The sequence below is a fragment of the Streptomyces sp. NPDC001668 genome, from assembly GCF_042893155.1.
Lineage (GTDB): Bacteria > Actinomycetota > Actinomycetes > Streptomycetales > Streptomycetaceae > Streptomyces.
On the sequence record NZ_JBIAUQ010000013.1, the window covers coordinates 262,589 to 286,966 of the forward strand.

Below are 24,378 nucleotides of genomic sequence, written 5' to 3' on the forward strand. Positions count from 1 at the left end.
AAGGAGCGGCCCGATCCCCCGCGGTGTCGCTCCGGCCGTATCCCGACCCAGCAGTGAGCAGCACACCCTCGAACGCACGCCAACGGAAGCCCGTCATGGACCAGGACAACAATCACCGGCCGACCACGGTGGAACCACGCCGCCGCGTCGAACTCGACAGTGTCGAGGCGCTTCGCCTGCTGGGCAGCGTTTCTCTGGGGCGGATCGTCTTCACCCAGCACGCCCTGCCGACCGTCCGCCCGGTCAACCACGTCCTGGACGGCGGTGACATCGTCATCCGCACCCACGAGGCCGCGGCCCTGACCTCGCACGCCCGGCAGAACGACGGCCCCGGCGTCGTCGTCGCCTACGAGGCCGACGACATCGCCCCGGACACCCATCTGGGCTGGAGCGTGGTGGTGACGGGATACGCCCGCCTGGTGACCGACCCCGGTGAGCTGGCCCGGTATCAGGGGATGGTGCGCCCGTGGACGGAAGGGACCATGGACCAGGCGATTCGCATCCACCCGGACCTGGTCGCCGGCGTCCTGCTCACCGCGGACGGCCGCCCGGGCGAGGTCTGAACCACGCTCGGGCGGCCCGTTTGAACGGGGGGGAAGGGGCGTTCACCGGGTGGGGACGACGAGCACAGGGCAGTGCGAGCGGTGCAGGAGGGCGTGGGTGACCGCTCCGAGCAGTACGTCACGGCGGTCGGCGTCCGGTCGGTCGCCGCGTACGACGAGCAGAGGACTGCGCGTGTGCGCGGCAGGGCAGGCTCCGGCTCGTCACCGAGAACGGCGGTTTCCTGCGGGTTCTCCGCGCCGCCGGCCTTGGCGGGGTGTTCGAGCTGGGCACCCACCTGCCGCCTCCCGGGCCGAACGGCCCTGTTCCCGGCCAGGAACCGGTCCCGAGCGGCCCTGGAATGCCGACTTCTCGGCCCATGTGACCGTCCGCCCAGGACTGCCACCTTCGAAGGAGTGACGACTGGAGGAGGTGCGGAGGCATGGACGGCGACAAGCCCGCGCAGCAGAAGCGGTTCTGGCGCTGGCGGAGCAATCCGCTGCGACGCCACGACGACATCGTCGAGGCCTGGCTCGTACTGGCCGTGTGGGCGGTCGTCGCGGTGGGCGGCACGGCCGCCGGCCTGGTGACCGCGCACGCCACCTACGAGACGCTCGCACAGCAGCGTGCCGAGCGGCACTCCGTCCGAGCCGTCCTCCTCACCGATGCGTCCGAGCGCGCCTCATCGCTCCGCTCGTCGAGCGACCATGCCCTGGCCGGCGTCCGCTGGACGGCACGCGACGGCTCCGTCCGCACCGACCGCACCCTCGTCGACACCGGCCTGCGGGCCGGAAGCCATGTGGTGCTCTGGCAGGACGACCAGAGCCGCCTGGTCACCCGACCCCCGAGCCCCACGGAGGCCACGGTCGAGGCAGGTGTCCTGGGTGCCCTCGCCGGGCTCGCCTTCGCCGGCCCCGTTTGCGCCCTGGGAGCTGTCACACGATGGCGGCTGGACCTGCGGCGCATCGAAGCGTGGGGCAGGGAGTGGGACCTCGCGGGTCCGCAGTGGGGGCACAGGACCACCTGAAGGCACTGTCCGTCGTCCACTCGAGAAAGGGCCAACCTCATGGAGCACGTCATCGTTGCCCGCACCGACCGCCCGGAACGTGCCGGGGCAGTGGTCCGATGGGCGGAGCCGGAGGCGAAGCTTCTCGTGGCCGGCACCCCGGATGCCGGCCTGGGGGACTTCGCATGTCCTGTCGTCTTCGTACCGACCGCTCCCTTTCCCGAGCGTCCCGGCGCCGAGGTCGTGCTCGCCGTGAACGCCCGCGAACCCGCTGAGGCGGCCGTCGACTTCGCCTTCGACGCCGCCCGGGTGCGGGGCGTACGGCTGCGGGCGGTGCACGCCTGGCGATTCCCCTCCTGCTCGGCCGAACTGCCCTTCGGCGTACCGGAGGAGGACCGCGGGGCCGGGGAGGACCACGAGGTGCAACTGCTGGCCGACGTACTGCGGCCGTGGCGGAAGAAGTACCCGCAGGTGCCCGTACTGGAAGACGTCCGGCTGCTGCCTCCGGCACAGGCCCTGCTCCAACGGTCCGCGAGCGCTGGGCTGATGGTCGTGGGCCGGCGGCCCGGCGGCACACCAGGAGCGGTCACGCGGGTGCTCCTGCGAGAGTCCCTGTGCCCGGTCGCCGTCGTGCCCGCATAGGCCGGTTCGCCCTCCTCACGTCTCACGTGCCGTCAACTCGCCTGCTATGCCCCCTGCCCAGGTCTCGATCTGGGTGAAGTCCCGGAAGTCCCCGCCCTTTCCGGAGCGCAGGATCATCCCGGCCACCCATCCCTTCGCACCTTCCTCGAGGCAGCCGCCGAAGGTGACGTGTCCGTTCGCGTCCAGCTCCGTCATGGCCTTCCGCACGCCGGGCACGGGCGGGATGTCCCGCTCGGCGGCCGAGGCGTCGAGCGGCCCGCTGCTGAAGAGCCAGAGCGGGCGTTCGGCGAGACCTCGGCGGTGCCGACGGACGAAGCGGCGGGCGTCCTTGTGCCAGCGTCCGGCGTACAGACCGCCGCCGACCACGACGGCGTCGTACGGGGACACGCTCGTCACGGAGCGGGCGGGCAGTGCCTCCACTGTCAGACCGTCCTTGCGCAGGACCTCGGCGACGGCTTCGGCTATCTGTGCGGTCGAGCCGTTCGTCGTTCCGTAGGTCACCAGTACCTTGCCTGTCTTGCCTGTCTTGCCGGTCATGGTGGTCCGCCTCCTCTCACAGCTTGCGCAGCCAGTCGTCGGCCACACCGTGCAGTGCCTGCTCGTCGGGCCGGAGCCGTCCGTCGTCCAGGAGCCAGGTGAGGTTGTCGACCACGGCGACCACGCCGTCGATCTGTCGGGTCATGGAGACGGCGATCTCCGTCTCGCTCTTGCGCTCCATCTGGCCGGTGAGGGTGACGACCCCTTCCGTCACGGAGACGTCGATGCTGCGGGGCGGCACCCACAAGGCGCGAACCAGTACCTCCTGGACGACCTGTTCGCGGATCTCCGGGTCCGGCCGCAGGAAGACCTGGAGCAGGTCGCGGCGGGTGACGATGCCGACGAGCCGGTGTTCCTCGTCGAGGACGGGCAGCCGCTCCACGCGCCGCTGGGCCATCGTCCGGGCGGCCTCGACGATGCTGTCGTCGGCGTGCACGGTGACCGGCGGCTCGGTCATCAGCCGGCCGGCCGTACGCGCCTCGGCCTTCCCGGCCTGCTGCCGGGCACTGCGCGTCAGCGCCGGGAGCCACCGACGGCGCGGGGGGCCGAAGGGATCAGGGGTGGCCGCCTGGCGCACCACGAGGTCCGTTTCGGAGATGACGCCGATCACCTTGTCGTCCTCGTCGACGACCGGAAGTCCGCTGATGTGGTGGTCGGCGAGCAGCCGCGCCACCTCCTTGAACGGGGTCCCGTACGTGGCCCGGACGACGTCACTCGTCATCACGGAGCCGACCTTGTCGTGCTTCATGGCTGGTCCTCCTCAGCGAAGTCGGCGCAGATAGGGGTCGTGGGGCCGGCGCGGCAGCAGGCGGACACGTGCGTCGAGCACGGTGACCTGACCCGCAGCCGCGAGGACCGGGTTGAAGTCGGCCTCCGCGAGCTGCGGCAGATCTGCGGCCATCCGGGACAGCCGCAGCAGCAGGTGTTCCAGGGCTTCGAGGTCGACAGGGGCGCTGCCGTGCCCGCCGAACAGCAGGGGGGCGCAGCGCGGGGACGTGATCAGGTCGTGCACGTCGTGGTCGGTGAGCGGGGCGAGCCGGGCCGCGTGGTCCGCGAGCACTTCGGTGGCCGTACCGCCGAGGCCGAACAGGACCAGTGGCCCGAAGACCTCGTCCTGGACGACACCCGCGAACAGTTCGGTGCCGCGGGCGGCGAGCGGCTGTACGACCACCCCGGTCATCAGCCCGGCGAACCGCGTCTCCAAGTCGCGGAACGCGGACCGAACTTGGGAGTCACCCCGCAGGTCGAGGTGGACCGCGTGCTGCTGCGTCTTGTGCACGAGCCCCGGCCAATGGGCCTTCATGACCACCCGGCCGTCGAAGCCGCGCAGCCGGTCGGCCGCGAGGACGGCGTCCTCCTCGGTCTCCGCCCAGCCCCAGGGAATCTGGGGGATGCCGTAGCAGGACAGGAGTGCGGCGCAGGTGCGCGGGTCGAGCCGGCCGCCGTCCGGATGCGCCCGCAGATGGTCATCGACGATGGTGTGCGCGCGCCGGGTGTCGACGCCCGGGAGCTCGGGCACGGTGCCCGCAGGACGGGCGAGCCAGGCAGCGCGACGGGCGGCGTGGGCCAATGCGCGGGCAGCAGCGTGCGGTTCGGCGTAGGAGGGGATGGTGGCGCCGTCCGCTGCGGGCAGCAGCTCGACCGGCAGGGCCTGTCCCAGGCGTACGACGGCGACCGGCCGGGCCCGGTGTCCGGGTGCTCGGGTGAGTGCCCGTACCAGGTCGTCGCCGGTCGCCTCGGCGACCGCGGTGGGGACCAGGGCCACCAGTACGGCGTCGATGCCCGCGCTTGCCATGAGCCGGTCCACGCAGTCGCCGAGCTGTTCCTCCGTCACCGCGGCGGTGGCGTCGACCGGGTTGCCGATCGAGGCGCCGTCGGGGAGTACGGCGAGGAGCCCGTCGATCACTGCGGGGGTGAACGGCGGCAGGGCGAGCCCGGCCTCCGCGCAGGCGTCCGCCGCCAGGACTCCGGCGCCGCCGGCATTGGTGACGACGGCGACCCGAGAGCCCTCCGGCAGCGGCTGGGAGTGCAACAGGGCGGCGGTTTCCAGGAGTTCACCGACCGACCGGGTCGCCGTGATCCCGGCCTGCGTGAACAGGGCCTGGCGGGTCATGGTGTGCGTCGCGGCGGCCGCGCTGTGCGAGGCGGCGGCACGGCGTCCGGCGTCCGTGCGGCCGGCGTCGACGGTGAGCACCGGCATCCGGCGGGTCACCCGGCGGGCGGTACGGGAGAAGGCACGCGGATTGCCGAAGGACTCCAGGTGCAGAAGAGCGAGGTCGGTGCGGCCGTCGCTCTCCCACCACTGGAGCATGTCGTTGCCGCTGACGTCGTACTTGTCGCCGAGGGAGACGAACGAGGAGACGCCGATACCGAGCCGGGACAGCCCGTCCAGCAGGGCGATGCCGACACCACCGGACTGCACGGCGACTCCCGCCGTGCCGGGGCGCGGGTGATCCGCCGCGAACGTGGCGTCCAGGCCCAGTCCGGGGTCGGTGTTGGAGATACCCAGGCAGTTCGGCCCGACGAGACGCATGCCGTGGGTACGGCAGGCGGACAGCAGGGCCCGGGCCTGGTCGGCGTCCAGCCCCGCGGTGACGACCAGGAGGGCTCGTACGCCCGCCTTGCCGCATTCCTCGGCGGTCGCCGGGATCGCGGCGGCGGGTACGGCGAGCACCGCGAGGTCGGGAGTCCTGGGAAGGGAGCTGATCGCCGGGTGACACGGCACCCCCAGGATCGAGTGCGCCGCGGGGTTCACCGCGAACAGACGGCCGGCGTAGCCACCGGTGTGCAGATGGTGGAGGATCGCCCGGCCGACCGACCCGGGTGTGCGTCCGGCGCCGACGACCGCGACGGCCTTCGGCCGCAGCACGGGCTGGAGACTGGCCACGTCGGCGGAGCGGCCGCGGGACTCCACGGCCGACAGATAGGCGTCGTCCTCGTCGAGCGCGACCGTGCAGCGCACCTCCGGGCCCTCGAAGTGCCGGGCGGTGCGCAGACCGAGGTCGGCGAAGAGCCGGAGCACCTCGTGGTTCTCGCTGAGCGCGTCCGCGGTGAAGGTGGTGATGCCGTCCGCGCGGGCCGCGGAGACCAGGTGCTCGACGAGCAGGGTGCCCACACCCCGGTGGTGCAGCCCGTCGGCCACGGCGATGGAGATCTCCGCGGCGTCCTTGTCGTCGCCCGTGTCGTACTCGGCGAGGCCGATCACCCGGCCCTGGGTCTCCGCCAGCAGGGCGCGGTAGCCGGAGCGGGCCGGGGCACAGGCGCGGTCGGCGGCCAGCGCGGCCGAGTGTCGGCTCGCCGCGAAGAACCTGAGCCGCAGGTTCTCCGGGGACATCTCCTCGTAGAGCCCTTCCAGCTGATCGTGGTCTCCGGGCACCACGGGGCGGATGCACACGGTGGTGCCGTCCGCGAGCAGGGCGTGGACCGGGGACCGGTTGAGCACGTCGTCCGTCATGGGGGATCTCCTCCAAGCCTCTCGGCACTTCGAGCATCCAGCGGATCGTGGCCGGTTCCCATGGGCTGTCCGGGGTGCTCCGGGGGGCCGGTCGGCCCAACGTTTCCGCTGGTCGTCCCCTCCAGGACGTGTCAGTCGTCGGCGACGAGGGCCGTGAGATCGAGCAGCCGGTTGGTGTAGCCCCACTCGTTGTCGTACCAGCCGAAGACCTTGACGAGCGTGCCGTTGGCCTGGGTGAGAGCCGGGTCGAAGATCGGCGAGGTCGGTGAGGGAACCGTCCTCGACCGGAACACGGACCGCGATCCCGTCCAGCGCCCCGGCCAGCTCCGGCAGCACGAGCCCGACGGCGCGCGCGGCGCCCGTACTGGTCGGGATGATGCTCAGCGCCGCCGAGCGGGCCCGGCGCAGGTCCTTGTGCGGGCCGTCGATCAGGGCCTGGTCGTTGGTGTAGCCGTGGATGGTGGTCATCATGCCGCGGTCGATGCCGAAGACCTCGTGCAGCACCTTCACCATCGGGGCGACGCAGTTGGTGGTGCAGGAGGCGGCCGAACGATCCGGTCCTGGCTGCGGTCGTACGTCGTGTCGTTGACGCCCATCACGATGGTGGCGTCCGCGTTCTTGCCGGGCGCGGACAGCAGCACGGTGTGAGCGCCGGCCTTCAGGTGCAGGGCGGCCGGATCGCGTTCGGCGCTGACGGCGATGCGCCTGCCGTCGACGGTGATCGAGCTGTCGTCGTGGAGGACCTCGCGTCCGATGTGTCCGAACGTGGAGTCGTACTCCAGGAGGTGGGCCAGGGTGGCGGGCGAGGTGATGTCGTTGATGGCGACCACCTCGACGTCCTGGGTGCCCGCTTCGGCGCGGTCGAGTGCCGCGCGGAGACAGGAGCGGCCGATGCGACCGAAGCCGTTGATGCCGACCCGTACGGTCATGGCGGTGAACTCCTTTGCGGGAAGCGGCTTTCAGGCGCTCCAGGTCCAGTCGGCGACCTCGGGCAGGTCGGTGCCGTGTTCGCGGATCCAGGCGTGGTGCCGGGTGCGGGCGTCGGCCATCTCCTGTCGTACGGCGGCGGCGCGGACGGCGAGTCCGGGGACGCGGTCGATGACGTCCATGACGAGGCGGTAGCGGTCGAGGTCGTTGCGGACGACCATGTCGAAGGGTGTGGTCGTGGTGCCGGACTCCTTGTAGCCGCGTACGTGCAGGTTGGCGTGACCGGTGCGGCGGTACGCGAGGCGGTGGATGAGCCAGGGGTAGCCGTGGTAGGCGAAGATGACCGGCTTGTCGGTGGTGAACAGCCCGTCGTACTCGAAGTCGCTCATCCCGTGCGGGTGTTCCTAACGCGGCAGCAGCCTGGTCATGTCGACGACGTTGACCACACGGACGGCGAGCTGCGGCAGGTGGCGACGCAGCAACTGCGCGGCGGCCAGCACCTCCTGGGTGGGCACGTCGCCGGCGCAGGCGAGCACCACGTCCGGTTCGCCGCCGTTCTCCGTACCCGCCCAGTCCCAGATCGCGGCTTCAGGGGCTCGGCCTTGGGCATGAGTGGCTCCGGAAGTCATCGGTACGGGTGATCGGGACGGTGGCGTTGGCAGCGCGTCTCCGAGCAGCGGGCCGCCGCGCTCAGGCCTGTTCGGGCACGATCGCGACCGGGCAGGCGGAGTGGTGCAGTACCCCATGGGCCACCCGGCCCAGTTGGAGCCCGAACTGGCGTGGATGGCGCCTGGCCCCGAGGATCAGGAGGTCGGCGTGGTGCGAGGCCTCCACCAGCACGGTCCGGGCGGGACCCTCGACGGTGCGCCGGCGCAGTTCGACATCGGCGGGGGCGTCCTGGAGTGCCAGGTCCAGGGCCTCGACGGCCTGCTGTGCGTGCAGCCGGGCGGGCTCTCCGGCGAGCAGCGGGTGGTCGGTGCTCTCGTGCGCGGGGCACCGCCAGGCCCGTACGGCTTCCACCGGCACCGCGCGCCGCCGCGCCTCCTCGAAGGCGAAGCCCAGGGTCGTCCTCTCGCCCACCCCGACGACGATGCGGCCGTGCCGTCCGGACCGGGCCTGGTTGTCGTGGCTGCCCCGGACGACGATCACCGGGCAGTGCGCGTGCCCGGCCACGGTCAGGCTCACGGAGCCCAGCAGGGCCTCGGTCATGCCGCCGCGGCCGCGGGTGCCGGTCACCAGTGCGCAGGCGTTGCGGCTCTCGCGGACCAGCGCGTACTCGGGCTCCTCGAAGACGACCTCCGAGGTCACCTTCAGGTCCGGGTGGCGGGTGCCGGCGCGCCGGACGGCATCCCGGACGATGTCCTGCGGCAGCACCCCTCCGGCGGGCTTGCCGAGGTCGTGGGCGAGAGCGGCCCCCTCGTAGCGTTCCCACAGGCAGGCGTTCACGATCCGCAGCGGCACGCTCCGGAGGACGGCCTCGTCGGACGCCCAGTCGACGGCCCGCAGACTCGGCTCGGAGCCGTCGACACCGACGACCACCGGGAGATCCTTCGACATCGTGCTCACCGCCCCGCACCGAGATCGAAGACGATCCTGGCCCTGACCTGCCCGCGCAGCACGTCCTCGATGGACTCGTTCACGGAGGCGAGCGGGCGGGTCTCGGAGATGACCCGGGTGCGGCCGGCCGCGTGCAGCTGAAAGACCTCTGCGAGGTCCTGCCGGGTGCCCACGATCGAACCGATCACGCTCGTGCCGTTCAGGACCGTGTCGAAGATCGGGACCTGGATCGTGCCGTGCGCGGGCAGAGCGACCATGACGAGCTTGCCACCGCGCCGCAGCCCGGAGTTGACCGCGGTGAACGCCTCCTCGTTCACGGCCAGGGCGATCGCCGCGTGGGCTCCGCCGTACCGCTTGAGGGCCTCGCCCACGTCGTCCTTGCGGGCGTCGATCACCAGGTCCGCGCCGAGTTCGGCGGCGAGTTCGAGCTTCTCGTCGGTGACGTCGATCGCCGCGACCTGCGCTCCGGCGATCTTCGCGTACTGCACCGCGAGGTGCCCGAGTCCGCCGACGCCGGAGATCGCGACGAGTTGCGTGGGCCGCACGCCGGCCACCTTCAGGGCCTTGTACGTGGTCACGCCGGCGCAGGTCAGCGGGGCGGCGTCGACGGCGGTGACGCCGTGCGGCACCGGCTGGGCGAAGTCGGCCCAGGCCAGCATCTTCTCGGCGTAGCCGCCGTCGCAGCCGTAGCCGGTGTTGATCTGCCGCTCGCACAGCGTCTCCCAGCCGGACAGGCAGTGCTCGCACCGCCCGCAGGCCTTGCCCAGCCAGGGCACGGCGACCCGCTGTCCGACGGACAGGTGGGCGACCCCCGCGCCGAGCTTTTCGACCAGGCCCACGCCCTCGTGGCCGGGCACGAAGGGCGGGTTCGGCTTGACGGGCCAGTCGCCGCGGGCGGCGTGGATGTCGGTGTGGCAGAGCCCGGAGGCTTCGACACGGACCCGGACCTGGCCGGGGCCGGGTTCGGGGTCGGGGCGTTCCTCGATGACCAGGGGCTCGCCGAAGGCTCGTACGACCGCTGCCTTCATGGTTCAACTCCTCAGATCTTCTACGTCAGTTGTGCGGGACGACAGCGACGGGCGCGGTGGAGTGGTGCAGGACGGCGTGGGTGACGGGGCCGATGTGGGCGCCGAGCGCGGCGCGGCGGATCCGGCGGCCCACCACGACCAGGGAGGCCTCACGGGAGGCGTCGACGAGGTGGTTGCCGGGGCTGCCGTAGGAGGACTCCTCGGTGACCTCGACGTCCGGGAACTTCTTGTGCCACGGCCGCAGGACCTCCGCCAGGGTGGTGGCCTCGCGCCGGGCCAGTTCTCCGTGGAGTTCCAGGTCGACGGAGAGCCCATAGGCGTAGTACGGCGGCGGGTTCCAGGCGTGGACCACCCGCAGGGAGGTGCTCCGGCGGGCGGCGGCCGCGAACGCGAACTCGATCAGCTCCTCGTCCGGGCTCTCGACGTCGAGGCCGAGGACGACGGGCCGGAACGGGGTGGCGGCGGACGGGATGCCGGCCGGGTCCATCTCGTGCTCGTCGGCGGCCTGCTCACCGGCCCGGACCAGGACGACCGGCCGTTCGGCGTGGGCCACGGCCGACAGAGCGACGGAGCCGACCATGAATCCACCGATCCCGCTCAGACCGCGCGAGCCCAGCACCAGCAGCTCGGCGTCCTTCGCCGCGTCCGCCAGCGTGTCGGCGGGATGGCCGGACAGCTGCTCGGTGGCGACGTCGAGGCCCGGGTGGCGCAGACGGACACCTTCGGCCGCCTCGCGGGGAATCCTCTCGGCCCAGTGCTGATGGGTCTCGGCGCCCAGAAGCGGCGCCTGTGCCATGGGGGCCGGCACCGGCTCCCAGACATGCACCAGCTTCAGTGGCAGTCCGAGCAACTGTGCCTCGCGGGCCGCCCACTCGGCCGCCGCGCGGCTCTCACTCGAGCCGTCGAGACCGACGGTGACGGTGCGGGTCATGATCTCCACCTCCTGAATCGGGGGTTTTCCCAATTCGAGCTTCGTCTTCGGATGAGGCCCGTGGCAGGGGCCGCAGGTCCCTGCCACGGGCCGACCGGCCCAGGCCCGCCTTGGCGCGGCGGACCCTCGCTTGCCCTTGATGGGGCCCGCCGCGCCTCCCGCTGTCACCGCAGCCGGCGGCTGTGGCGGACCAGCGGGAGCCTGGCGCAGAACTTGCCGAGGCCGAAGGTGTCGCCGGCAGAGGCGGCGGCCAGGGCGATCAGGACGACCGCGTAGACGAGGTGGTAGCCGGCGAAGGGGTTCGTCGACATGCTCGGTGAGCCGTCGGAGAGGTGCTGGGCGGGCGGCCACTCGGCGACCCACATCAGCGCCATCATCGCGGTGCCGGCCACGGCCGCGAACCGCATCGCCACACCGGCGATGAGCGCGACACCGATCCCGAGCAGACCGAGCATGAACAGCCAGTCCGCCCACGGGTCCCCGGCCCAGGTCGGTGAGCCGCCGTCGATCCAGCCCTTGCCGGACCGGGTCGCGTAGCCGAAGCCGAAGGTCTTGTCGAGGAAGGCCCACAGGAAGACGAACCCGGTGAGCAGGCGCAGGGACGCGAGGACGTAGGCCTGCGCGGTGCGCGTGGCGCTGAGTGCCGACACGGCGGACTCGGATGCGGAGGCGGTCCGGTTCCTGCGGAAGGACGGCAGGTGGAAGCCGGAGCTCCGGTGAGGGTGCTCGTGCACGGCCATGGTGGTGATCCCTTCAAGGAGGGTGAGTCCGTTCGGTGTCTGTCGCCCCTCACTGCCGTCTCGTGCGGCGGTGGCCGGCGGATGCCGAAGGTCCGCGGGTGCAGGGCTGAACGGCCCTGTGCTCAGGGGCCGTTGGGGTGCATGCTCGGCCTTCGACGCGACAGGCGAGGCTCATCTGTCGCGAGGGGGTGCCTGTCGGGGGATCCTGAGACCGATCGAACGGAGAAGGGCGGCGCATGTCGCGGGACGCGGACAGAAAAGCTCCTGGGTGGCGTGACCTCGTGCCCGGAGCCGTCGCCCTCCTCGGATACCGGCGCACCTGGCTGAGGGGCGATCTGCTGGCCGGTGTCACCGTGGCCGCGTACCTGGTGCCTCAGGTCATGGCGTACGCGGGGGTGGCAGGGCTCCCGCCGGTCGCCGGGCTGTGGGCGATCCTGCCCGCCCTCGCTCTGTACGCGCTCTTCGGCTCCTCGCGCCTGCTCTCCGTCGGTCCCGAGTCCACGACCGCGCTGATGACCGCCACCGTGGTCGCCCCGCTGGCCGCCGGCAGTCCGGCGCGCTACGCCGCCCTGGCGGCCACGCTCGCCGTCACGGTCGGACTGCTGTGCCTGCTGGCACGGGCCGTACGGCTCGGCTTCCTCGCGGACCTGCTCTCCCGACCGGTCCTGATCGGGTACCTGACGGGCGTGGCTCTGATCATGATGGTCGACCAACTGCCCAAGCTCACCGGCGTGCAGACGACCGGCTCGGAGTTCTTCCCCCAACTCTGGTCCTTCGTACGGCACGTGGCCGGCGCGCACACGGCCACCGTCGCCCTCTCCGCCGCCGTGCTCGCGTTCCTGTTCACGGTGTCGCGATACGTCCGTGCCGTGCCCGGCCCGCTCCTTGCCGTGGTCCTCACCACGGTCGCCGTGGTCTCCCTCGACCTCGACGAGCGGTACGGCGTCAAGGTGATCGGCGAGGTCCCGTCGGGCCTGCCCACCCTCGCGTGGCCGGATCCGGGCGAGCTGCCCCGACTCGTACTGCCCGCGCTGGGGGTGCTCATCGTCGCCTACACCGACTTCATCCTCACCGCGCGGGCGTTCACCGGACAGGGCGACGACGGCCCCGAGCTGGACGCCAACCAGGAGTTCCTGGCACTGGGCGCGGCCAACCTCGGCTCCGGTGTCCTGCACGGCTTCCCTGTCAGCAGCAGCGCCAGCCGCACCGCACTCGCCTCCTCGGCGGGCGGCCGCAGCCAGGCGTACTCCCTGGTCGCCGGGGCCGCGGTCCTCGCGGTCCTGCTCTTCCTCAGTCCGCTGCTCAGCCGCACACCGTCCGCCGTACTGGGCGCGCTCGTCGTCTACGCCGCCGTCCGCATGATCGACCTCGCGGGTTTCCGGCGCCTCGCGTCCTTCCGCCGCCGCGAACTCCTGCTCGCCCTCGGCTGCCTGGCCGGCGTGCTCGCCCTGGACATCCTCTACGGCGTGCTCGTCGCCGTCGGTCTGTCGGTGGCCGAGCTGCTGACCCGAGTGGCGCGCCCGCACGACGCCGTCGAGGGAGTGGTGCCCGGGGTCGCCGGCATGCACGACGTCGACGACTACCCGCAGGCCCGCACGATCCCCGGCCTACTGGTCTACCGCTATGACTCGCCACTGTTCTTCGCCAACGCGGCCGACTTCCACCGCCGCGCCCTCGCCGCCGTCGACGAACAGACCGCCCCCGTCCGCTGGTTCGTCCTCAACACCGAGGCCAACGTCGAGGTCGACATCACCGCCCTCGACGCGGTCGACGCACTCCGCCGTGAACTCACCGGCCGTGGCGTCGTGTTCGCCCTGGCCCGGGTCAAGCAGGACCTCCTGGACGACCTGGAGGCGTACGGCCTGGCGGACTCCGTGGGTCCGGATCTGATCTTCCCGACCCTGCCGACGGCAGTGGCGGCGTACCGTCACTGGCTCACGGCCAACACCGGTTAGCCCTTGTCGCGGGGGCTCGTTTCCCTCCGCAGGCCCTGACCGGTGCGGCTCGCCACCTGACCGACCGCTTCACACCCGTTCGGCAGGCCATCAAGCCATGCGCGCGGAACCTCGCCCGTACCCGCTCGACCGCATCCCGTGCCGGGGTCGGCTCCACGGACTCCGAGTCGTCCGTCCAGCCGGGCACCAGAACGTACCTGATCCACATCCGGACACCGAGCCGGTCGAGACGGTTGGCGAAGTTCAGGGTGGGCGTGAGTTCACCGCCGGTAAGACGCCGGTAGGCTGGCGGTGGCCTCCGCCCTTGGCACCACTCGGTTCAGTGGTGCACCAGGGTCCGGCGCGGCCGGTCGGCCCAGTGAGGCGCCGTGGCCGTGCGGTCGTCGGTCTGCCGACGCTGCCGACGGCGCTCCTGGAGCCGTACGACCAGCGTGTCGAGCGCGGCACTCACCACACCCTCATGGAACAGCCGAGTCGGCGTGGCCGCAGCGTGCCGCAGGTCCCCTTGCCGGAGCCGAGTGGCCCGGCCCATGGACCGGGTGGCCCATGGTCTGCCGCCCGGCGTCGGACGGACGCTGGGCATGGCCGTTCCTACATCCCGTCGGGAGGCACGCCATGATCACCACCCCCACGCCCAGCATGCTGCGCGCCCTGCCGGCCGAGCACCGGCACCGGCTCATGCGCGTCGCCCGCGAGGTCTCCTTCCCGCAAGGGGCGCGCCTGTTCGAGGAAGGCGGCAGGGCCGACCGGTTCTGGATCGTGCGCACCGGCACCGTCGAGCTCGACATGCACGTGCCCGGTCGCCGCGCGGCCGTCATCGAGACGCTCCGGCACAACGAGCTCGTCGGGTGGTCCTGGCTGTTCACCCCCCATGTCTGGCACTTGGGAGCCGAGGCGACGACCCCGGTACGGGCGTACGAGTTCGACGCCACGGCCGTTCGCCTGATGTGCCAGGAGGACCCGGCCATGGGCAACGCCGTCGCCCAGTGGGTCGGTGGTGTGCTGGCCCACCGCCTGCGCTCCGCCCGTACGCGATTGCTGGACCTGTACGCCCCGTACGGCGCGGGCAGCCACGTCTGACCGCTCACACGGGCCTGAGCGACACGAGAGGGAGCCACCATGCACGGCACCCCGCACATCGTCAGCGACGTCATGACCCACACGGTCGCCGCCGTCGGCCGCAAGGCCACCTTCACCGAGATCGTGCGGCTGATGCAGGACTGGAGAGTCAGCGCCCTGCCCGTGCTCGAGGGCGAGGGGCGCGTGGTCGGCCTCGTCTCCGAGGCCGACCTCCTGCCCAAGGAGGAGTTCCGCGACAGCGACCCCGACCGCTACACGCAGCTGCGCCGCCTGTCCGACCTGGCGAAGGCCGGCGCGGTCACCGCGGAGGAACTGATGACCTCCCCGGCGCTCACCACCCGCCCGGACGCCACCCTTGCCCAGGCCGCCCGGACCATGGCGCACTCCAGGGTCAAGCGGCTGCCGGTCGTGAACGAGCTGGGCATGCTGGAGGGCATCGTCAGCAGGGCCGATCTGCTCAAGGTGTTCCTGCGTGGTGACGAGGAGATCGAGGAGGAGGTCCGCCGCGAGGTGGTGGCCTACCTCTTCCCCCCGCCGGGCTCGGCGATCCGAGTCCGGGTGCACGACGGCGTGGTGAAGCTCGCCGGGCGCGTCCGGGACACGTCCCTGATCCCCGTGGCCGCCCGTCTGGTACGTGCTGTGGAGGGCGTGGTGGACGTGGAATTCGAGCTGGCCGGCCGTGAGCAGTCCGCCGGTTCCCCGGACGCCCAGGCCGCAGAGCCGGGGAAATCCGCTCCCGCTCGGTGATTCGAGACCTGGCCGTACCCACAGCCGTCAGGTGTCCGGAGGATGTGCGGTACGCGGAGGTGGATGCTCGGTGAGCCACCCGCGCCCCACGGTCACATCGGTCGACCCCTCTGGCAGCAGGGGCCATCAGGAGATGCGCACGGGGCCGGTGAGGGCACGTTTCGACGCCGAGCGGGGCCGGTCGGCCCTGGTGCATCACGGGAACCCGCAGCCCGTCCGCCACCGACGACCGTTGTCACCCGAGGCCGCCGACTATGCCCAGGTCAACTCGCCCGTGGTGGGGACGAGGGAATCGAGGACGTCGAAGACGTCGTCTGCCGTGTCGATGACGCTCGTGTTCGGTCTGGTGGCGTACTCGCGCGCCCATTCATGCGTCATGGGAGAACGCATCAGGAAGACGCGGCGACCACGACCGTGGCCAGGCTGTATCCGCTCAACTGGGAAATGACCAGCCCTCTCTCAGCGATCTCCTGTTGCAGACGAGCATTCGGCGCAGGGTATGAGCGGCGCAGGCCCGTACCGATGACGGCGACCGTCCGGCCTCCGACAGCGAGAGCCGTTCCATGGGCGGCGGTGTCGATTCCGGCAGCCAGTCCGCTGTCTCGCGCTCGCCCGTGCGCCGGCACTCGGGAGCCGACCTGCTCGGCGATGAGCCGCCAGCAGTTCGGGCACTGGGTGACGTCCTCGTGCTCGCAGTTCAGGACACCCTCGACGAGCTCCAATGAGATCCGGGTGGCGGCGATCCTCGATCGGAGCTCTTCGGCCTCGGCACGCAGGATCTCGTGCCGGGCAGAGGGCTCGACGGTCGTGAACAGGCTTCTGATGATGTCAAGGCCGGGTGAGGTCGTCCGCGCCGTAGCGGCGGCGTCCGCCTGCGTCCCGTACGGGATGCAGCAGACCCATCGACTCCCAATGCCGCAGGACGTGCGTGGCGAGACCGAACCGTGCCGCGAGAGCGCCGATGTTCATCGCGCTCACGCCTTTGTCTCCGCTTGACTTCATGTTGAGGTCTTCGCCGAGCCGATCGCGCCGCGGAACATCCCCGACGGCCTCCGACTGCGCTCGGTCACCACCACAAAGCAGGGCCTCACCGCCCACTTCTCCGGCAGGTCGGTCCACCTTCCGCCGCGACGACGCCCGGGACACCTCGTCGAACGGGTCGGCCGGAGAGAAATCAGGTGCCGTGGGCCGGGAGAGCCGTAGCCATCGCCGACGCGACCTCCTCGACCACCGCGCTCGCCCGATCCTCCGGCACACCGGCCGCGATGAGGGTGGCCGTGGCGATCCGGTGCCCGTCGTCCTCCAGCGCGCCGGTGTTGACGGACTCCACCAGAGCCACGATCAACGCCATCAGACCTGCGCTCTGCACGGGCGGCGACAGATGGGAGTGGAAGACGCCGTCCCGCTGCCCGCGCTTCAGGATCCCGATGACAGCCTCCCGGGCCGGAGCGAGCACCTCGGCGAAGCGCTCGGAGCCGAGGTCCCGCCGGGTGAGCGCCACCAGCATGCGGTAGCGGTCGCCCACCCGCCACAGCCGGAGCACGAACCACGCCAACGCCCGCTCGGCCGACTCCCCCGGCTCCGGCCCCGCCTCCATCGCGTTCCGAAACGTCTCGGCGGCTTCCTCGGCGAGCGCCTCCAACAGCGCCGCCCGCCCCGGGAAATGCCCGAAAAGGGTGCGCCGGACGACCCCGGCCGCCCGCGCCACCTCCTCCAGCGTGACATCGGGGTTCCGCCCCAGCTCCTCACGGGCCGTGGCCAGGATGCGCGCCCGGTTGGACCGCGCGTTACGGCGCAGCGGCTCGCGGCCCACGGGCTTGCTCACGAAGAACCTCGCAGCATCAAAGGACGGACGAACGGCCCCCCTCATTTTGTCACGCCGAGCCGAAGCCCCCGTATCACGCCCCAGCGGCCGCTGCCTCACGCGGGACCCGCCCCACCTCATGGCCCCGAAGCTCGGCCGAAGCGGAACCGAGCGCGCCCGGTGAGGCCCTCGCGCTTGTTCCTCGACGAGAGCCCCGGCGCGCCGGGCGCCGGGGCTCTCGTCCGACGCGGCCATCGCACCGGCCGGAACACTGCCTGCCCGTCGATGGTGAGCAGGGCCGGCCCGGTGTCGGACGGGTCGGGGAAGACCACGGTCGAGTGCGCGTAACGGCCGTCGTCGACGAACATCTCGACGCACGTGCGGTCGACGAGGACGCGCACGCGGACCGTGCGGGCGGACAGGTCGAAGGGCGTCCGGCTCTGCTGCCAGCGGCCCGAGGCATCGGGGCGGAGGTGTAACCGCGGTTGACGAAGGCGTAGTCAGGGGTTACTTGTCACCTGGTTCGCCGCTCGTTGACAGCACCCGTTGTTCGCCCGCCCCGACGCCTGAGAGCCACCCCTCAGGCTGGGGACTCCGGTGTGGCGTCATGTTTTGCTCCGGAGCGCTCAGTGCTTCGGAGCGCCCGCCAGTTCGCGCAGGCGAGTGTTGTTCTCCAGCGCCCACCGCACGGTCCGCGGTGGGCGCCCGAGCAGGGTTTCCAGTTGGTCGGAGAGGACGTCGTACCGCCCGCCGGCGACCAGCCTGGTCTGGATCCTCAGGTGCGCCGCCACGTGCCGGGCCGCAGCCGGATCGCCCAGGGCCTCCTGCAGGACGGTCTCGTCAATGAAGGCCTCGCTCCAGGCCTCCACTTCCTCAGGGATGTAGACGACCTGGCGTCCCAGCGCGGCTGCGTAGTCCTCGGCGAACCCGTACATGTCCTTCAGCTCCGGGCCGGTGAGCGCGTAGGACTTCGAGATGTGCGGTGCGGGGTCGACCAGTATCTTCACGCAGACCTCTGCCAGGTCGTGAACGGCGATGGGCGCGAGCCGCTGGTTGCCGTAGGGCAGGCGCAGTTCACCGTTGCTCAGCGAGCCCAGGAGCATCCAGGTCAGGTGGGGGGACTCGGCGAACATGGTCGCACGCACGTTGACGGTCGGGAGGCCGGACCAGTCCAGCACCCGCTCGCAGACCCAGTGCGCCCGCTGCTGCGGTGACCAGTCCGTGACCAGTCCGCCGAGCCAAGAACGCCGCTCCTCATCCGCCGTGGTCATCTTCTCGAGTGTCATGTACGACTGCTCGTAGTTGGACAGGTGCACGAAGGCCTCGATGTCGCCCTGGGCTCGCGCCGCCGCGGCCATCAGGGTGAGGGCATCGGCGTAGTACGGCGCCGCGCTCATGCTGAAGTAGATGCGCTTGACACCCTTCAACGCGGCGGCCACGTCCGCGAGTTTGAGCAGGTCCCCGACGAAGACCTCGGCCCCGGCCTCGCGCAGCGACTGTGCGCGTTCGTCATCCCGTCGCACGAACGCGCGCACCGGGTGGCCCTGTTCGAGCAGCATGTCGACCATCACCCTGCTCACGCCACCGACCTGGCCGCCGGCGCCGGTGATCAGAATGGGATTGCGTTCCGTCATTGTTGTGTCCTTCATCTCGTGGGGGGGGTGGGTCGGCAGTTCAGGAAGCCGAGGAGGGTGGCGTTGACCTCGGCGCTACGCTCCTGCCGCCTGCCGGCCGGGCATGACTGAAAGCCGTCTGGAAACTGATTGGGTGAGGCGTAGTCGGAGGACGACGGAAAGCCGTCGACGACGGAGTGTCGTGGCCTGGCACCGTCGTCCCGGCGGCGGCTCGGCTGCGTAGCCACGACCTGCCGCACGGTGAACGGGCGGCTTCGCGCGCGCGGAGCTGCCCGTTCGGCATTGAGGGTTCAGGTACGCGCGCCGGGCGTCGTCTGCAGGAACAGCTCCAGCAGTGCCAGCAGCGTCTCGGGAGCGTCCTCGGTCGGGAAGTGACCGGCGCCCGGGATCTCGACCACGGGTGCGTCGGGGTAGCTGAGCTTGAACGACGGAATCACGTACTCGGGCAGCAGTGCGGTGTCGCGCATCCCGACCGCCAGCATCGCCGGTACGGCGCGCAGCGCGGCGACGGCTTCCATGGGCGGCGGGCCGGGCGGGGTGCCCTGCGGGCCCTCCAGGACCTGCCGGGGGAAGGCGATGACGCCGCGGCACTCGGCCGGAGTGGGGAAGGGGCTGGAGTACGCGCGGATCCAGGTCGGCGTGGCGATCTCAGGCCGGGCGACATGCTGCAGGTCGATCATCAGGTGGGCGATGGTGCGACCCGCGTTTCCGAGGATCTGCTCGAACGAACCGTCCGAGAGCGCCGACCGGGCCCACTGGAACCATCGGCTCTCGTCGGCGTTGCCCTTCATCAGGGGGGCCATGTCGTCCGAGAGGGGCAGCACGGTGTTCACCGCGAAGATCCGGGAGATCCGGTCGGGGTGACGCAGCGCGAACCCGGTGCCGATGGGGCCGCCCCAGTCACGGACCACCAGGGTGATGTCCGTGAGGTCGAGCGTGTCGACGAGCAACGATTCGAGATTCAGGATGTGTTCGCTCGCGTCGTACGTGCGGTCCTGCGGCGTCTCGCTCTTGCCGAAGCCCATGTGGTCGGGAACGACCACCCGATGGTGACGTGACAGCGGCCCGATCAGGTGGCGCCACTCGTAGCCCCACGTGGGCTCGCCGTGCAGCATGACGATCGTCTGACCGGGCTGCTCGGGGCCCTCGTCGACGTAGTGCTGGCGGAAGCCGGCCGCCTCGTTGAAGCGGGCGGGATACGGCCACGTGCCGTCGAACGTCTCGTCAGCGGCAATCACGGGACATCGTGCCTTCCGGTGCGGTGTTGTACGTACTGACCGCGGTCATGAGCTCCTCCGAAGCATTTGGTTCTGAAGCGGCCTTCATCGGCTGGCTCGCTCTTGCGCCGAGCTGCGTGCGACGCCCTGAACGTCATGAGTTCAACGTCCAAGCCGCCTGCGCGGCATCCGGTCCTGCACGCCCGGACCAAGCCTGTTCGGTGAGCTCAGGACCGTTATGGACTGAACGGTAAGGAACCTAGGCGGTTCTGTACTGGGTTGTCAAGAAGGGTGGGTCGGCTTTACCTTCGACGCGTGGCCAGACCACGAAGCTTCGGCCCCGCCGCCACCGGCCTGGGCCGCGGCAGCCTCTACGCCGCGTTCGACGGCAAACACGGCGTACTGTCGGCCACCAACGCGATCCTTACCTGAAGCACCGAGTTATTACGGCCTGACGGTGACCGCGCTGCGTCGTGCCGGCCGGCCCATCGACGATGAGCTGGTGGCGCACATCTGGCCCAGCCACCACGCCGACGTCAACTTTTACGGAACTCACTCGGTGGACATCGACGGCGAGTCGGCCAAGCTGGACACCGACGGCTACCGGCCGCTGCGGCTACCCAGGCCCGCCCGCGGCTGATCTGTGCTCTGTGCTGTGGCTGCTCGCCTTACAGGCATGGCCAGCGAACTGCACGACGCATACACCGGCCGGCTGCGTTCGTTCCTCAACAACGCACGCACCAGCATCGGACCCGGCTCCTTCGTCGTCCGCGGCAGACTCGGTGGCGGCGATTCCACGACCACGCCGCGGCGCCGATGACCCGCCTCGCCCACCGCGTCGTGCGCTCTGAACCCGCCCAGGGCCCGCTGCAGCTCCACCGCCTCGACCGCAAGACCGGGATCGCGTGCAGCCGATGCGGCCCCCGCAGCCAGACCACGGTAGTCGCCACCCTCGACGCAGACTGGACCAGGCTCGTCGACCGCGGCTGCTGCAACGCGTGGAACAAGCAGCTCGGGTGAACCCCGATGCAGCGGCTAACAGCCTGCTCTCCGGTACATGCCTCTCCCGGCCATCCCCGCAACCTGCGTCCGAGCATTCGTCGACGAAGTTGCGGGCCCAGACGACCTCGTTCTCCCGCTCGTATTCGAGGAACTCCACTCACGCTGCGGCGGCGATATCCAGACCTTTCATCTGCGCACTCTTGGCCCTCGTCCTGGCGAGCAGCCGGCCGGCGATCGGCAGCCGGCCGAGGCGGATCATCACGGACCGAAGCAGCAACTCGGCGCGGTTGCCCGGGGTGAAGAAACTGCGCTGGCTCACACCGCTGCCGAGGTGGTGTTCGATGAACGGGCGCAGGTGGTCCTCCCAGTCCTGCAGCGCTCGTGGCACGTCGTGCGGGTGGCGTTCCAGCATGGTGCCGAGCAGGTCCGCCCCGGCCAGGCCGGTGGATGCCCCCATGGCGGAGTAAACGGTCAGGCACCACGCGGCGTCGCCGACGAGCACGACCCGGCCGCGGTGCCAGTGGTCGAGGTGCACCTGCTCGGCGGAGTCGAACAGGTGGTCCGGGGCCTTCTCGAACTGGTCGAGCAGCCAACCGAGCGTGGAGCCGGTGGGCTCGGGGCCGTAGGCGGCGCGCAGCGAGTCGATGGCCGGCCGGGTGAACTCGGCGTCCACGTCGTCGGTGCGGTAGGAGAACAGCACCGACGGCGTACGGTCGGCGAACGGGAACACCCATACCGATCGGCCCGCCTCGGTCATGCTCAGCCCGTCCTGTGGGCGGTAGCCGGGTATCTGCTCGGGCAGTCTGTACACGGCGATCATGTAGTTCAGCCGACGGATCGGGCTCTGCTCGGGCTCGAACGCAAGCCGGCGCACCGTCGAGCGCAGTCCGTCTGCCCCGACCACCAGGTCGAACCGTTCGACGGTCGTCGTCTCCGTCGTCAGGTCGCGGATCTCGACGTCCACCCCGTCGAGGTACTGGTCCAGCGCGGTCGGCACGGTCGAGTACCGGATCTCGACCTCGTCGGGCAGGGCGGTGAAAGCCGCGTCTTCGACGTCGCCCCGCAGTACCATTCGAGACCCGCCGAACACATCGGCGTAGCCCAGACCGCGGCGGCGCCGGCCCGTGCGGTCGACGTCGTAGCTCACGCTTTCCGGAGCGAAGCGATTGGGCACCGCATCGGCGATGCCCAGCCGTTCGGCGGCGGCGACCCCGGTCCCGAACAGGGCGATGAAGTATCCGCCGCGGCGCCGCTCGGGGGCCTTCTCCAGCACCACCACGTCCCAGCCCGCGCGATGCAGTCGCAGCGCGGAGGCGATCCCGCTGATCCCGAGGCCGACCACCAGGGCCCGCTGTCGCGCTGTCGTGTTCTTGTCCATGGGATTGCGCTCCGACATTGCCGTGTCCTTCATCTTGTGGGGGGTGGGTCGGCCGTTCGGGAAGCCGAGGCTGTGGAGTCGTCGAGGCGGGCGAGGAGGTCGAGAAGGGGGCGTTGACCTCGGTGGGACGCTCCTGCTGCTTGCTTGCCGGGCATGACTGAGAACCGTCTGGAAACTGATCAGCTTCCAGATGGGAGAACAGGTCGGTTTCCTCGCCGGCGAAGGTGGGGCGAGCGGGTGACGGGCTGGGATCTCAGGGCTTCGAGATCATCGAGTGGCCGCTTCGGGGCTTGCCTCGGCGATGGCGTGGAGGGCCGCGTCGGTGTCGGCGGTGGCCAGTGTGCTGTTGATGTCGGCGCCGGCCAGTGCGCCGGCCGCTGCGGAGGCCCCGACCTGGGCGACCAGATCGGTGGCGTTGCCGGCCACCCACACACCCGGCACCTCGGTGGCGCCGGCCATGCCGGAGGCGAAACCACGGCCCTTCGGCAGGTCCTGCACCGGCAGGCCCAGACCTTCCAGGCCCTTTGTGCGGGCCTTCATCGGCGCGGCGACGGCGACGACGCGACGGGCCACGACCTGGCCGTCGGCCAGGCGCACCCCGGCGAGGGCACCGTCGGCGTCGTTGACGACCTCGGTGACCGGGGTGTCGATGACGCGGATGCCGCGGGCGGCGAAGCGGGCGCGGCTGTCCTCGTCCAGGTCGGTGCCGTGGGTGAAGTAGGTCAGGTCCTCGGTCAGCTGACGGAACAGATACGCGTGGTTGATGGAGACCGGTCCGGTGGCGAGGACGCCGATGGGCTCGTCGCGCACCTCCCAGCCGTGGCAGTACGGGCAGTGCACCACACTGTGTCCCCAGTGCTCGGCGAGTCCGGGTACCTCGGGGAGTACGTCCGTGAGGCCGGTGGCGATCAGGATGCGGCGGGCGGTGATGTGGCGGCCGTCGGCCAGGGTGACGGTGAAGCGCAGGTCCCCGTCCGCCGACGGGGCGGCGGGCTCGGCCGAGACCACCTCGCCGTTAACGACGCGTCCGCCGTACTGGCGCACCTGCTCCCGGCCCAGTCGAAGGATCTCGGACGGCGGGGTGCCGTCCAGGGCGAGCAGGCCGTGCACGGCCTCGGCGGGTGCGTTGCGCGGGGAGCCGCTGTCGATCACGACGACCGAGCGGCGGGAGCGGGCGAGGATCAGTGCGCCGTTCAGCCCCGCGGCGCCCCCGCCGATCACCACCGCGTCGACGGTTTCCTCGGCCAGTGCGTCGCTCACGTACGGAGGAGTCGCCACAGCCATGGCCTCCTGCCTTTCCTTGTCCGTCATGGTTTCGGTCAGCCCTTCGAGTTCCGGGTGGTTGGTTGGAGGGGGTCAGCCGTTCACGGGAAGTGCCCTGCGCCGGGATGGCCCCGTACAGGTAGAGCGACGGGACGGTGAGGCGCCAGGCGTGCACGCAGCCTGTCCGGTGAGCTCAGGACGGTTATGTACTGAACAGTCAGAAACCTAGGCGGTTCTGTACTGAGTTGTCAAGTGCGGTCGGCTTGGGCCGCGTCTTTCTGAGCTGGAAGGATGCATGTCATGCCGAAGAAGGTGGATCCCGAGCTGAGGCCCGAGCCGTCCGGCTTCCTCGATCGTGACCCCGGGCGCCTCTCCACCGTCAATCTCGGCCTGAGCGCCCCGGCGCCACAACGACTGGAACGAGGAGATCCGCCGGCTGCGTGAGGACGTGGCGATCCTGAAGGCGGCTACAACATTCTTCGCCGGGGAGCTCGACCCCCGCAACGGCTGATAGTGGCCTTCATCGACGAGCAGCGTTCATCTGACGGTTCTGACCGACCGGGTTGAAGGTTGCACGCCGGTCACCGGGCGGAGATCCGCCCCATCCCGGAGCCGCGAGGGTCGAGTGATCCGCTACTCGGCCCATGCCGCGATCCGTTTCGCGACCGCCTCGGGGGCCTCGATGTGCGGGAAGTGACCGCCGTCGGGGACGATGCCTGTGCGACGGGGCCGGCCGTGTCCTTGTCAGGGGTGGCGGGGGCGGGGCAGGAGTGCGAATGCGCTTTCCGCGATCGAGGTCAGGCGGTCGGGGCTGTGGCCGTATGCGCCGACGATGTCGCTCCCGCGGATGATGGTCAGCAGGAGGTAGGCGAGGTCGTCGGGGTCCGCGTCGGGGTCGATGTCGCCGTTGCGCTGGGCCGCTCGTAGGCAGTCGGC

The 24,378-nt window shown here is 70.9% G+C and carries 27 protein-coding genes and 5 pseudogenes; 10 read left to right on the top strand and 22 right to left on the bottom strand.

Annotated elements, in window-relative coordinates:
• The first annotated feature begins 95 nt into the window (after nt 1–95).
• The gene (locus tag ACFYZ8_RS32955; RefSeq protein ID WP_359040225.1) at nt 96–563 is read left to right on the top strand and encodes a pyridoxamine 5'-phosphate oxidase family protein; all 468 of its coding nucleotides are present in this window, start codon (nt 96–98) and stop codon (nt 561–563) included.
• Between the two features lie 42 nt (nt 564–605).
• Here ACFYZ8_RS32955 and ACFYZ8_RS32960 read toward each other — a convergent pair whose 3' ends face one another.
• Nucleotides 606–725, bottom strand: a complete 120-nt coding sequence (locus ACFYZ8_RS32960) for a universal stress protein (RefSeq protein WP_388539105.1) — start codon at nt 723–725, stop codon at nt 606–608.
• Nucleotides 726–982: 257 nt separating this feature from the next.
• On the opposite strand from ACFYZ8_RS32960, the gene ACFYZ8_RS32965 reads away from it, so the two are divergent.
• Entirely contained in the window at nt 983–1,567 is a 585-nt protein-coding gene (locus ACFYZ8_RS32965) for a hypothetical protein (RefSeq protein WP_388539049.1), read from the top strand.
• A 39-nt stretch (nt 1,568–1,606) separates the two neighbouring features.
• The gene (locus ACFYZ8_RS32970) at nt 1,607–2,188 is read left to right on the top strand and encodes a universal stress protein (RefSeq protein ID WP_388539052.1); all 582 of its coding nucleotides are present in this window, start codon (nt 1,607–1,609) and stop codon (nt 2,186–2,188) included.
• A gap of 15 nt (nt 2,189–2,203) precedes the next feature.
• Here the strand turns inward: ACFYZ8_RS32970 and ACFYZ8_RS32975 are convergent, their stop codons facing one another.
• From ACFYZ8_RS32975 to ACFYZ8_RS33015, 9 genes and pseudogenes are all read right to left on the bottom strand, one after another.
• On the bottom strand, nt 2,204–2,725 hold the full coding sequence (locus tag ACFYZ8_RS32975) for a flavodoxin domain-containing protein (RefSeq protein ID WP_359040230.1): 522 nt from the start codon (nt 2,723–2,725) through the stop codon (nt 2,204–2,206).
• 16 nt (nt 2,726–2,741) lie between these two features.
• Entirely contained in the window at nt 2,742–3,473 is a 732-nt protein-coding gene (locus ACFYZ8_RS32980; protein ID WP_359040232.1) for a CBS domain-containing protein, read from the bottom strand.
• Between the two features lie 12 nt (nt 3,474–3,485).
• Nucleotides 3,486–6,179 (bottom strand): GNAT family N-acetyltransferase, encoded by a 2,694-nt coding sequence (locus tag ACFYZ8_RS32985; protein ID WP_388539055.1) that lies wholly within the window; start codon nt 6,177–6,179, stop codon nt 3,486–3,488.
• A 131-nt stretch (nt 6,180–6,310) separates the two neighbouring features.
• A pseudogene (locus tag ACFYZ8_RS32990) lies at nt 6,311–7,108 on the bottom strand (type I glyceraldehyde-3-phosphate dehydrogenase).
• Nucleotides 7,109–7,138: 30 nt separating this feature from the next.
• Nucleotides 7,139–7,693 (bottom strand): annotated as a pseudogene (locus tag ACFYZ8_RS32995) (phosphoketolase); the annotation flags it as partial.
• 103 nt (nt 7,694–7,796) lie between these two features.
• Nucleotides 7,797–8,663: a universal stress protein gene (locus tag ACFYZ8_RS33000; protein WP_388539058.1), complete on the bottom strand. Its 867-nt coding sequence runs from the start codon at nt 8,661–8,663 to the stop codon at nt 7,797–7,799.
• A gap of 5 nt (nt 8,664–8,668) precedes the next feature.
• A complete protein-coding gene (locus ACFYZ8_RS33005) occupies nt 8,669–9,691 on the bottom strand; it encodes a zinc-dependent alcohol dehydrogenase (RefSeq protein WP_388539061.1) in 1,023 nt (340 codons plus the stop codon).
• A gap of 25 nt (nt 9,692–9,716) precedes the next feature.
• The gene (locus ACFYZ8_RS33010) at nt 9,717–10,622 is read right to left on the bottom strand and encodes a universal stress protein (RefSeq protein WP_388539064.1); all 906 of its coding nucleotides are present in this window, start codon (nt 10,620–10,622) and stop codon (nt 9,717–9,719) included.
• 164 nt (nt 10,623–10,786) lie between these two features.
• Complete coding sequence (locus tag ACFYZ8_RS33015; RefSeq protein WP_389050171.1) at nt 10,787–11,362, bottom strand: DoxX family membrane protein; 576 nt, start codon at nt 11,360–11,362, stop codon at nt 10,787–10,789.
• 236 nt (nt 11,363–11,598) lie between these two features.
• Between ACFYZ8_RS33015 and ACFYZ8_RS33020 the strand changes: the two genes are divergently transcribed.
• Nucleotides 11,599–13,317, top strand: a complete 1,719-nt coding sequence (locus ACFYZ8_RS33020; protein ID WP_388539069.1) for a SulP family inorganic anion transporter — start codon at nt 11,599–11,601, stop codon at nt 13,315–13,317.
• A gap of 85 nt (nt 13,318–13,402) precedes the next feature.
• On the opposite strand, the pseudogene ACFYZ8_RS33025 reads toward ACFYZ8_RS33020, so the two are convergent.
• A pseudogene (locus ACFYZ8_RS33025) lies at nt 13,403–13,600 on the bottom strand (pyruvate formate-lyase 1-activating enzyme); the annotation flags it as partial.
• Between the two features lie 36 nt (nt 13,601–13,636).
• Nucleotides 13,637–13,900 carry a hypothetical protein gene (locus ACFYZ8_RS33030; RefSeq protein ID WP_389050173.1) on the bottom strand — a complete coding sequence of 88 codons (264 nt, stop codon included), beginning with the start codon at nt 13,898–13,900 and terminating at the stop codon, nt 13,637–13,639.
• 32 nt (nt 13,901–13,932) lie between these two features.
• Between ACFYZ8_RS33030 and ACFYZ8_RS33035 the strand changes: the two genes are divergently transcribed.
• Together ACFYZ8_RS33035 and ACFYZ8_RS33040 are read left to right on the top strand one after the other, a co-directional pair.
• A complete protein-coding gene (locus ACFYZ8_RS33035; RefSeq protein ID WP_359040246.1) occupies nt 13,933–14,397 on the top strand; it encodes a cyclic nucleotide-binding domain-containing protein in 465 nt (154 codons plus the stop codon).
• A 39-nt stretch (nt 14,398–14,436) separates the two neighbouring features.
• Nucleotides 14,437–15,144, top strand: a complete 708-nt coding sequence (locus ACFYZ8_RS33040) for a CBS domain-containing protein (RefSeq protein WP_388539074.1) — start codon at nt 14,437–14,439, stop codon at nt 15,142–15,144.
• 252 nt (nt 15,145–15,396) lie between these two features.
• On the opposite strand, the gene ACFYZ8_RS33045 is transcribed toward ACFYZ8_RS33040, so the two are convergent.
• The 7 genes and pseudogenes from ACFYZ8_RS33045 to ACFYZ8_RS33075 form a co-directional block, all read right to left on the bottom strand.
• Nucleotides 15,397–15,522 carry a hypothetical protein gene (locus ACFYZ8_RS33045; protein WP_359040250.1) on the bottom strand — a complete coding sequence of 42 codons (126 nt, stop codon included), beginning with the start codon at nt 15,520–15,522 and terminating at the stop codon, nt 15,397–15,399.
• 11 nt (nt 15,523–15,533) lie between these two features.
• Nucleotides 15,534–15,770 carry a DNA-processing protein DprA gene (locus ACFYZ8_RS33050; RefSeq protein WP_388539107.1) on the bottom strand — a complete coding sequence of 79 codons (237 nt, stop codon included), beginning with the start codon at nt 15,768–15,770 and terminating at the stop codon, nt 15,534–15,536.
• A gap of 202 nt (nt 15,771–15,972) precedes the next feature.
• The gene (locus tag ACFYZ8_RS33055; protein WP_388539110.1) at nt 15,973–16,113 is read right to left on the bottom strand and encodes a MerR family transcriptional regulator; all 141 of its coding nucleotides are present in this window, start codon (nt 16,111–16,113) and stop codon (nt 15,973–15,975) included.
• 205 nt (nt 16,114–16,318) lie between these two features.
• Nucleotides 16,319–16,969: a TetR/AcrR family transcriptional regulator gene (locus ACFYZ8_RS33060; protein WP_388539077.1), complete on the bottom strand. Its 651-nt coding sequence runs from the start codon at nt 16,967–16,969 to the stop codon at nt 16,319–16,321.
• 242 nt (nt 16,970–17,211) lie between these two features.
• Nucleotides 17,212–17,450, bottom strand: a pseudogene (locus ACFYZ8_RS33065) (GH32 C-terminal domain-containing protein); the annotation flags it as partial.
• A 124-nt stretch (nt 17,451–17,574) separates the two neighbouring features.
• Nucleotides 17,575–18,582 carry an NAD(P)H-binding protein gene (locus ACFYZ8_RS33070; protein WP_388539080.1) on the bottom strand — a complete coding sequence of 336 codons (1,008 nt, stop codon included), beginning with the start codon at nt 18,580–18,582 and terminating at the stop codon, nt 17,575–17,577.
• Between the two features lie 290 nt (nt 18,583–18,872).
• A complete protein-coding gene (locus ACFYZ8_RS33075) occupies nt 18,873–19,820 on the bottom strand; it encodes an alpha/beta fold hydrolase (protein WP_359040589.1) in 948 nt (315 codons plus the stop codon).
• A 436-nt stretch (nt 19,821–20,256) separates the two neighbouring features.
• Between ACFYZ8_RS33075 and ACFYZ8_RS33080 the strand changes: the two genes are divergently transcribed.
• From ACFYZ8_RS33080 to ACFYZ8_RS33090, 3 genes are read left to right on the top strand one after another with little or no spacing between them, the layout of a single operon-like run.
• Nucleotides 20,257–20,439 (top strand): hypothetical protein, encoded by a 183-nt coding sequence (locus ACFYZ8_RS33080; protein WP_388539082.1) that lies wholly within the window; start codon nt 20,257–20,259, stop codon nt 20,437–20,439.
• A 36-nt stretch (nt 20,440–20,475) separates the two neighbouring features.
• Nucleotides 20,476–20,619: a hypothetical protein gene (locus ACFYZ8_RS33085; RefSeq protein ID WP_388539085.1), complete on the top strand. Its 144-nt coding sequence runs from the start codon at nt 20,476–20,478 to the stop codon at nt 20,617–20,619.
• Nucleotides 20,616–20,819, top strand: coding sequence for a hypothetical protein (locus ACFYZ8_RS33090; protein ID WP_389050174.1), 204 nt, complete (start codon nt 20,616–20,618; stop codon nt 20,817–20,819). Before ACFYZ8_RS33085 ends, ACFYZ8_RS33090 begins: the two co-directional genes overlap by 4 nt.
• A gap of 139 nt (nt 20,820–20,958) precedes the next feature.
• On the opposite strand, the gene ACFYZ8_RS33095 is transcribed toward ACFYZ8_RS33090, so the two are convergent.
• On the bottom strand, nt 20,959–22,197 hold the full coding sequence (locus ACFYZ8_RS33095) for an FAD-dependent monooxygenase (protein WP_359040593.1): 1,239 nt from the start codon (nt 22,195–22,197) through the stop codon (nt 20,959–20,961).
• A 249-nt stretch (nt 22,198–22,446) separates the two neighbouring features.
• Nucleotides 22,447–23,463: an NAD(P)/FAD-dependent oxidoreductase gene (locus ACFYZ8_RS33100; protein WP_388539112.1), complete on the bottom strand. Its 1,017-nt coding sequence runs from the start codon at nt 23,461–23,463 to the stop codon at nt 22,447–22,449.
• 279 nt (nt 23,464–23,742) lie between these two features.
• On the opposite strand from ACFYZ8_RS33100, the gene ACFYZ8_RS33105 reads away from it, so the two are divergent.
• Entirely contained in the window at nt 23,743–23,886 is a 144-nt protein-coding gene (locus tag ACFYZ8_RS33105) for a hypothetical protein (RefSeq protein WP_388539091.1), read from the top strand.
• 300 nt (nt 23,887–24,186) lie between these two features.
• Here ACFYZ8_RS33105 and ACFYZ8_RS33110 read toward each other — a convergent pair.
• Nucleotides 24,187–24,378: pseudogene (locus tag ACFYZ8_RS33110) on the bottom strand (TetR/AcrR family transcriptional regulator); the annotation flags it as partial.

Bases quoted from the DNA above. Each gene is read 5' to 3' on its own strand.
- ACFYZ8_RS32955 (WP_359040225.1), top strand. From the start codon at position 96: ATGGACCAGGACAACAATCACCGGCCGACCACGGTGGAACCACGCCGC.
- ACFYZ8_RS32965 (WP_388539049.1), top strand. From the start codon at position 983: ATGGACGGCGACAAGCCCGCGCAGCAGAAGCGGTTCTGGCGCTGGCGG.
- ACFYZ8_RS32970 (WP_388539052.1), top strand. From the start codon at position 1,607: ATGGAGCACGTCATCGTTGCCCGCACCGACCGCCCGGAACGTGCCGGG.
- ACFYZ8_RS32975 (WP_359040230.1), bottom strand. From the start codon at position 2,725: ATGACCGGCAAGACAGGCAAGACAGGCAAGGTACTGGTGACCTACGGA.
- ACFYZ8_RS32980 (WP_359040232.1), bottom strand. From the start codon at position 3,473: ATGAAGCACGACAAGGTCGGCTCCGTGATGACGAGTGACGTCGTCCGG.
- ACFYZ8_RS32985 (WP_388539055.1), bottom strand. From the start codon at position 6,179: ATGACGGACGACGTGCTCAACCGGTCCCCGGTCCACGCCCTGCTCGCG.
- ACFYZ8_RS33000 (WP_388539058.1), bottom strand. From the start codon at position 8,663: ATGTCGAAGGATCTCCCGGTGGTCGTCGGTGTCGACGGCTCCGAGCCG.
- ACFYZ8_RS33005 (WP_388539061.1), bottom strand. From the start codon at position 9,691: ATGAAGGCAGCGGTCGTACGAGCCTTCGGCGAGCCCCTGGTCATCGAG.
- ACFYZ8_RS33010 (WP_388539064.1), bottom strand. From the start codon at position 10,622: ATGACCCGCACCGTCACCGTCGGTCTCGACGGCTCGAGTGAGAGCCGC.
- ACFYZ8_RS33015 (WP_389050171.1), bottom strand. From the start codon at position 11,362: ATGGCCGTGCACGAGCACCCTCACCGGAGCTCCGGCTTCCACCTGCCG.
- ACFYZ8_RS33020 (WP_388539069.1), top strand. From the start codon at position 11,599: ATGTCGCGGGACGCGGACAGAAAAGCTCCTGGGTGGCGTGACCTCGTG.
- ACFYZ8_RS33030 (WP_389050173.1), bottom strand. From the start codon at position 13,900: ATGCCCAGCGTCCGTCCGACGCCGGGCGGCAGACCATGGGCCACCCGG.
- ACFYZ8_RS33035 (WP_359040246.1), top strand. From the start codon at position 13,933: ATGATCACCACCCCCACGCCCAGCATGCTGCGCGCCCTGCCGGCCGAG.
- ACFYZ8_RS33040 (WP_388539074.1), top strand. From the start codon at position 14,437: ATGCACGGCACCCCGCACATCGTCAGCGACGTCATGACCCACACGGTC.
- ACFYZ8_RS33045 (WP_359040250.1), bottom strand. From the start codon at position 15,522: ATGACGCATGAATGGGCGCGCGAGTACGCCACCAGACCGAACACGAGC.
- ACFYZ8_RS33055 (WP_388539110.1), bottom strand. From the start codon at position 16,113: ATGAACATCGGCGCTCTCGCGGCACGGTTCGGTCTCGCCACGCACGTC.
- ACFYZ8_RS33070 (WP_388539080.1), bottom strand. From the start codon at position 18,582: ATGACGGAACGCAATCCCATTCTGATCACCGGCGCCGGCGGCCAGGTC.
- ACFYZ8_RS33085 (WP_388539085.1), top strand. From the start codon at position 20,476: ATGGCCAGCGAACTGCACGACGCATACACCGGCCGGCTGCGTTCGTTC.
- ACFYZ8_RS33090 (WP_389050174.1), top strand. From the start codon at position 20,616: ATGACCCGCCTCGCCCACCGCGTCGTGCGCTCTGAACCCGCCCAGGGC.
- ACFYZ8_RS33095 (WP_359040593.1), bottom strand. From the start codon at position 22,197: ATGTCGGAGCGCAATCCCATGGACAAGAACACGACAGCGCGACAGCGG.
- ACFYZ8_RS33100 (WP_388539112.1), bottom strand. From the start codon at position 23,463: ATGGCTGTGGCGACTCCTCCGTACGTGAGCGACGCACTGGCCGAGGAA.
- ACFYZ8_RS33105 (WP_388539091.1), top strand. From the start codon at position 23,743: ATGCCGAAGAAGGTGGATCCCGAGCTGAGGCCCGAGCCGTCCGGCTTC.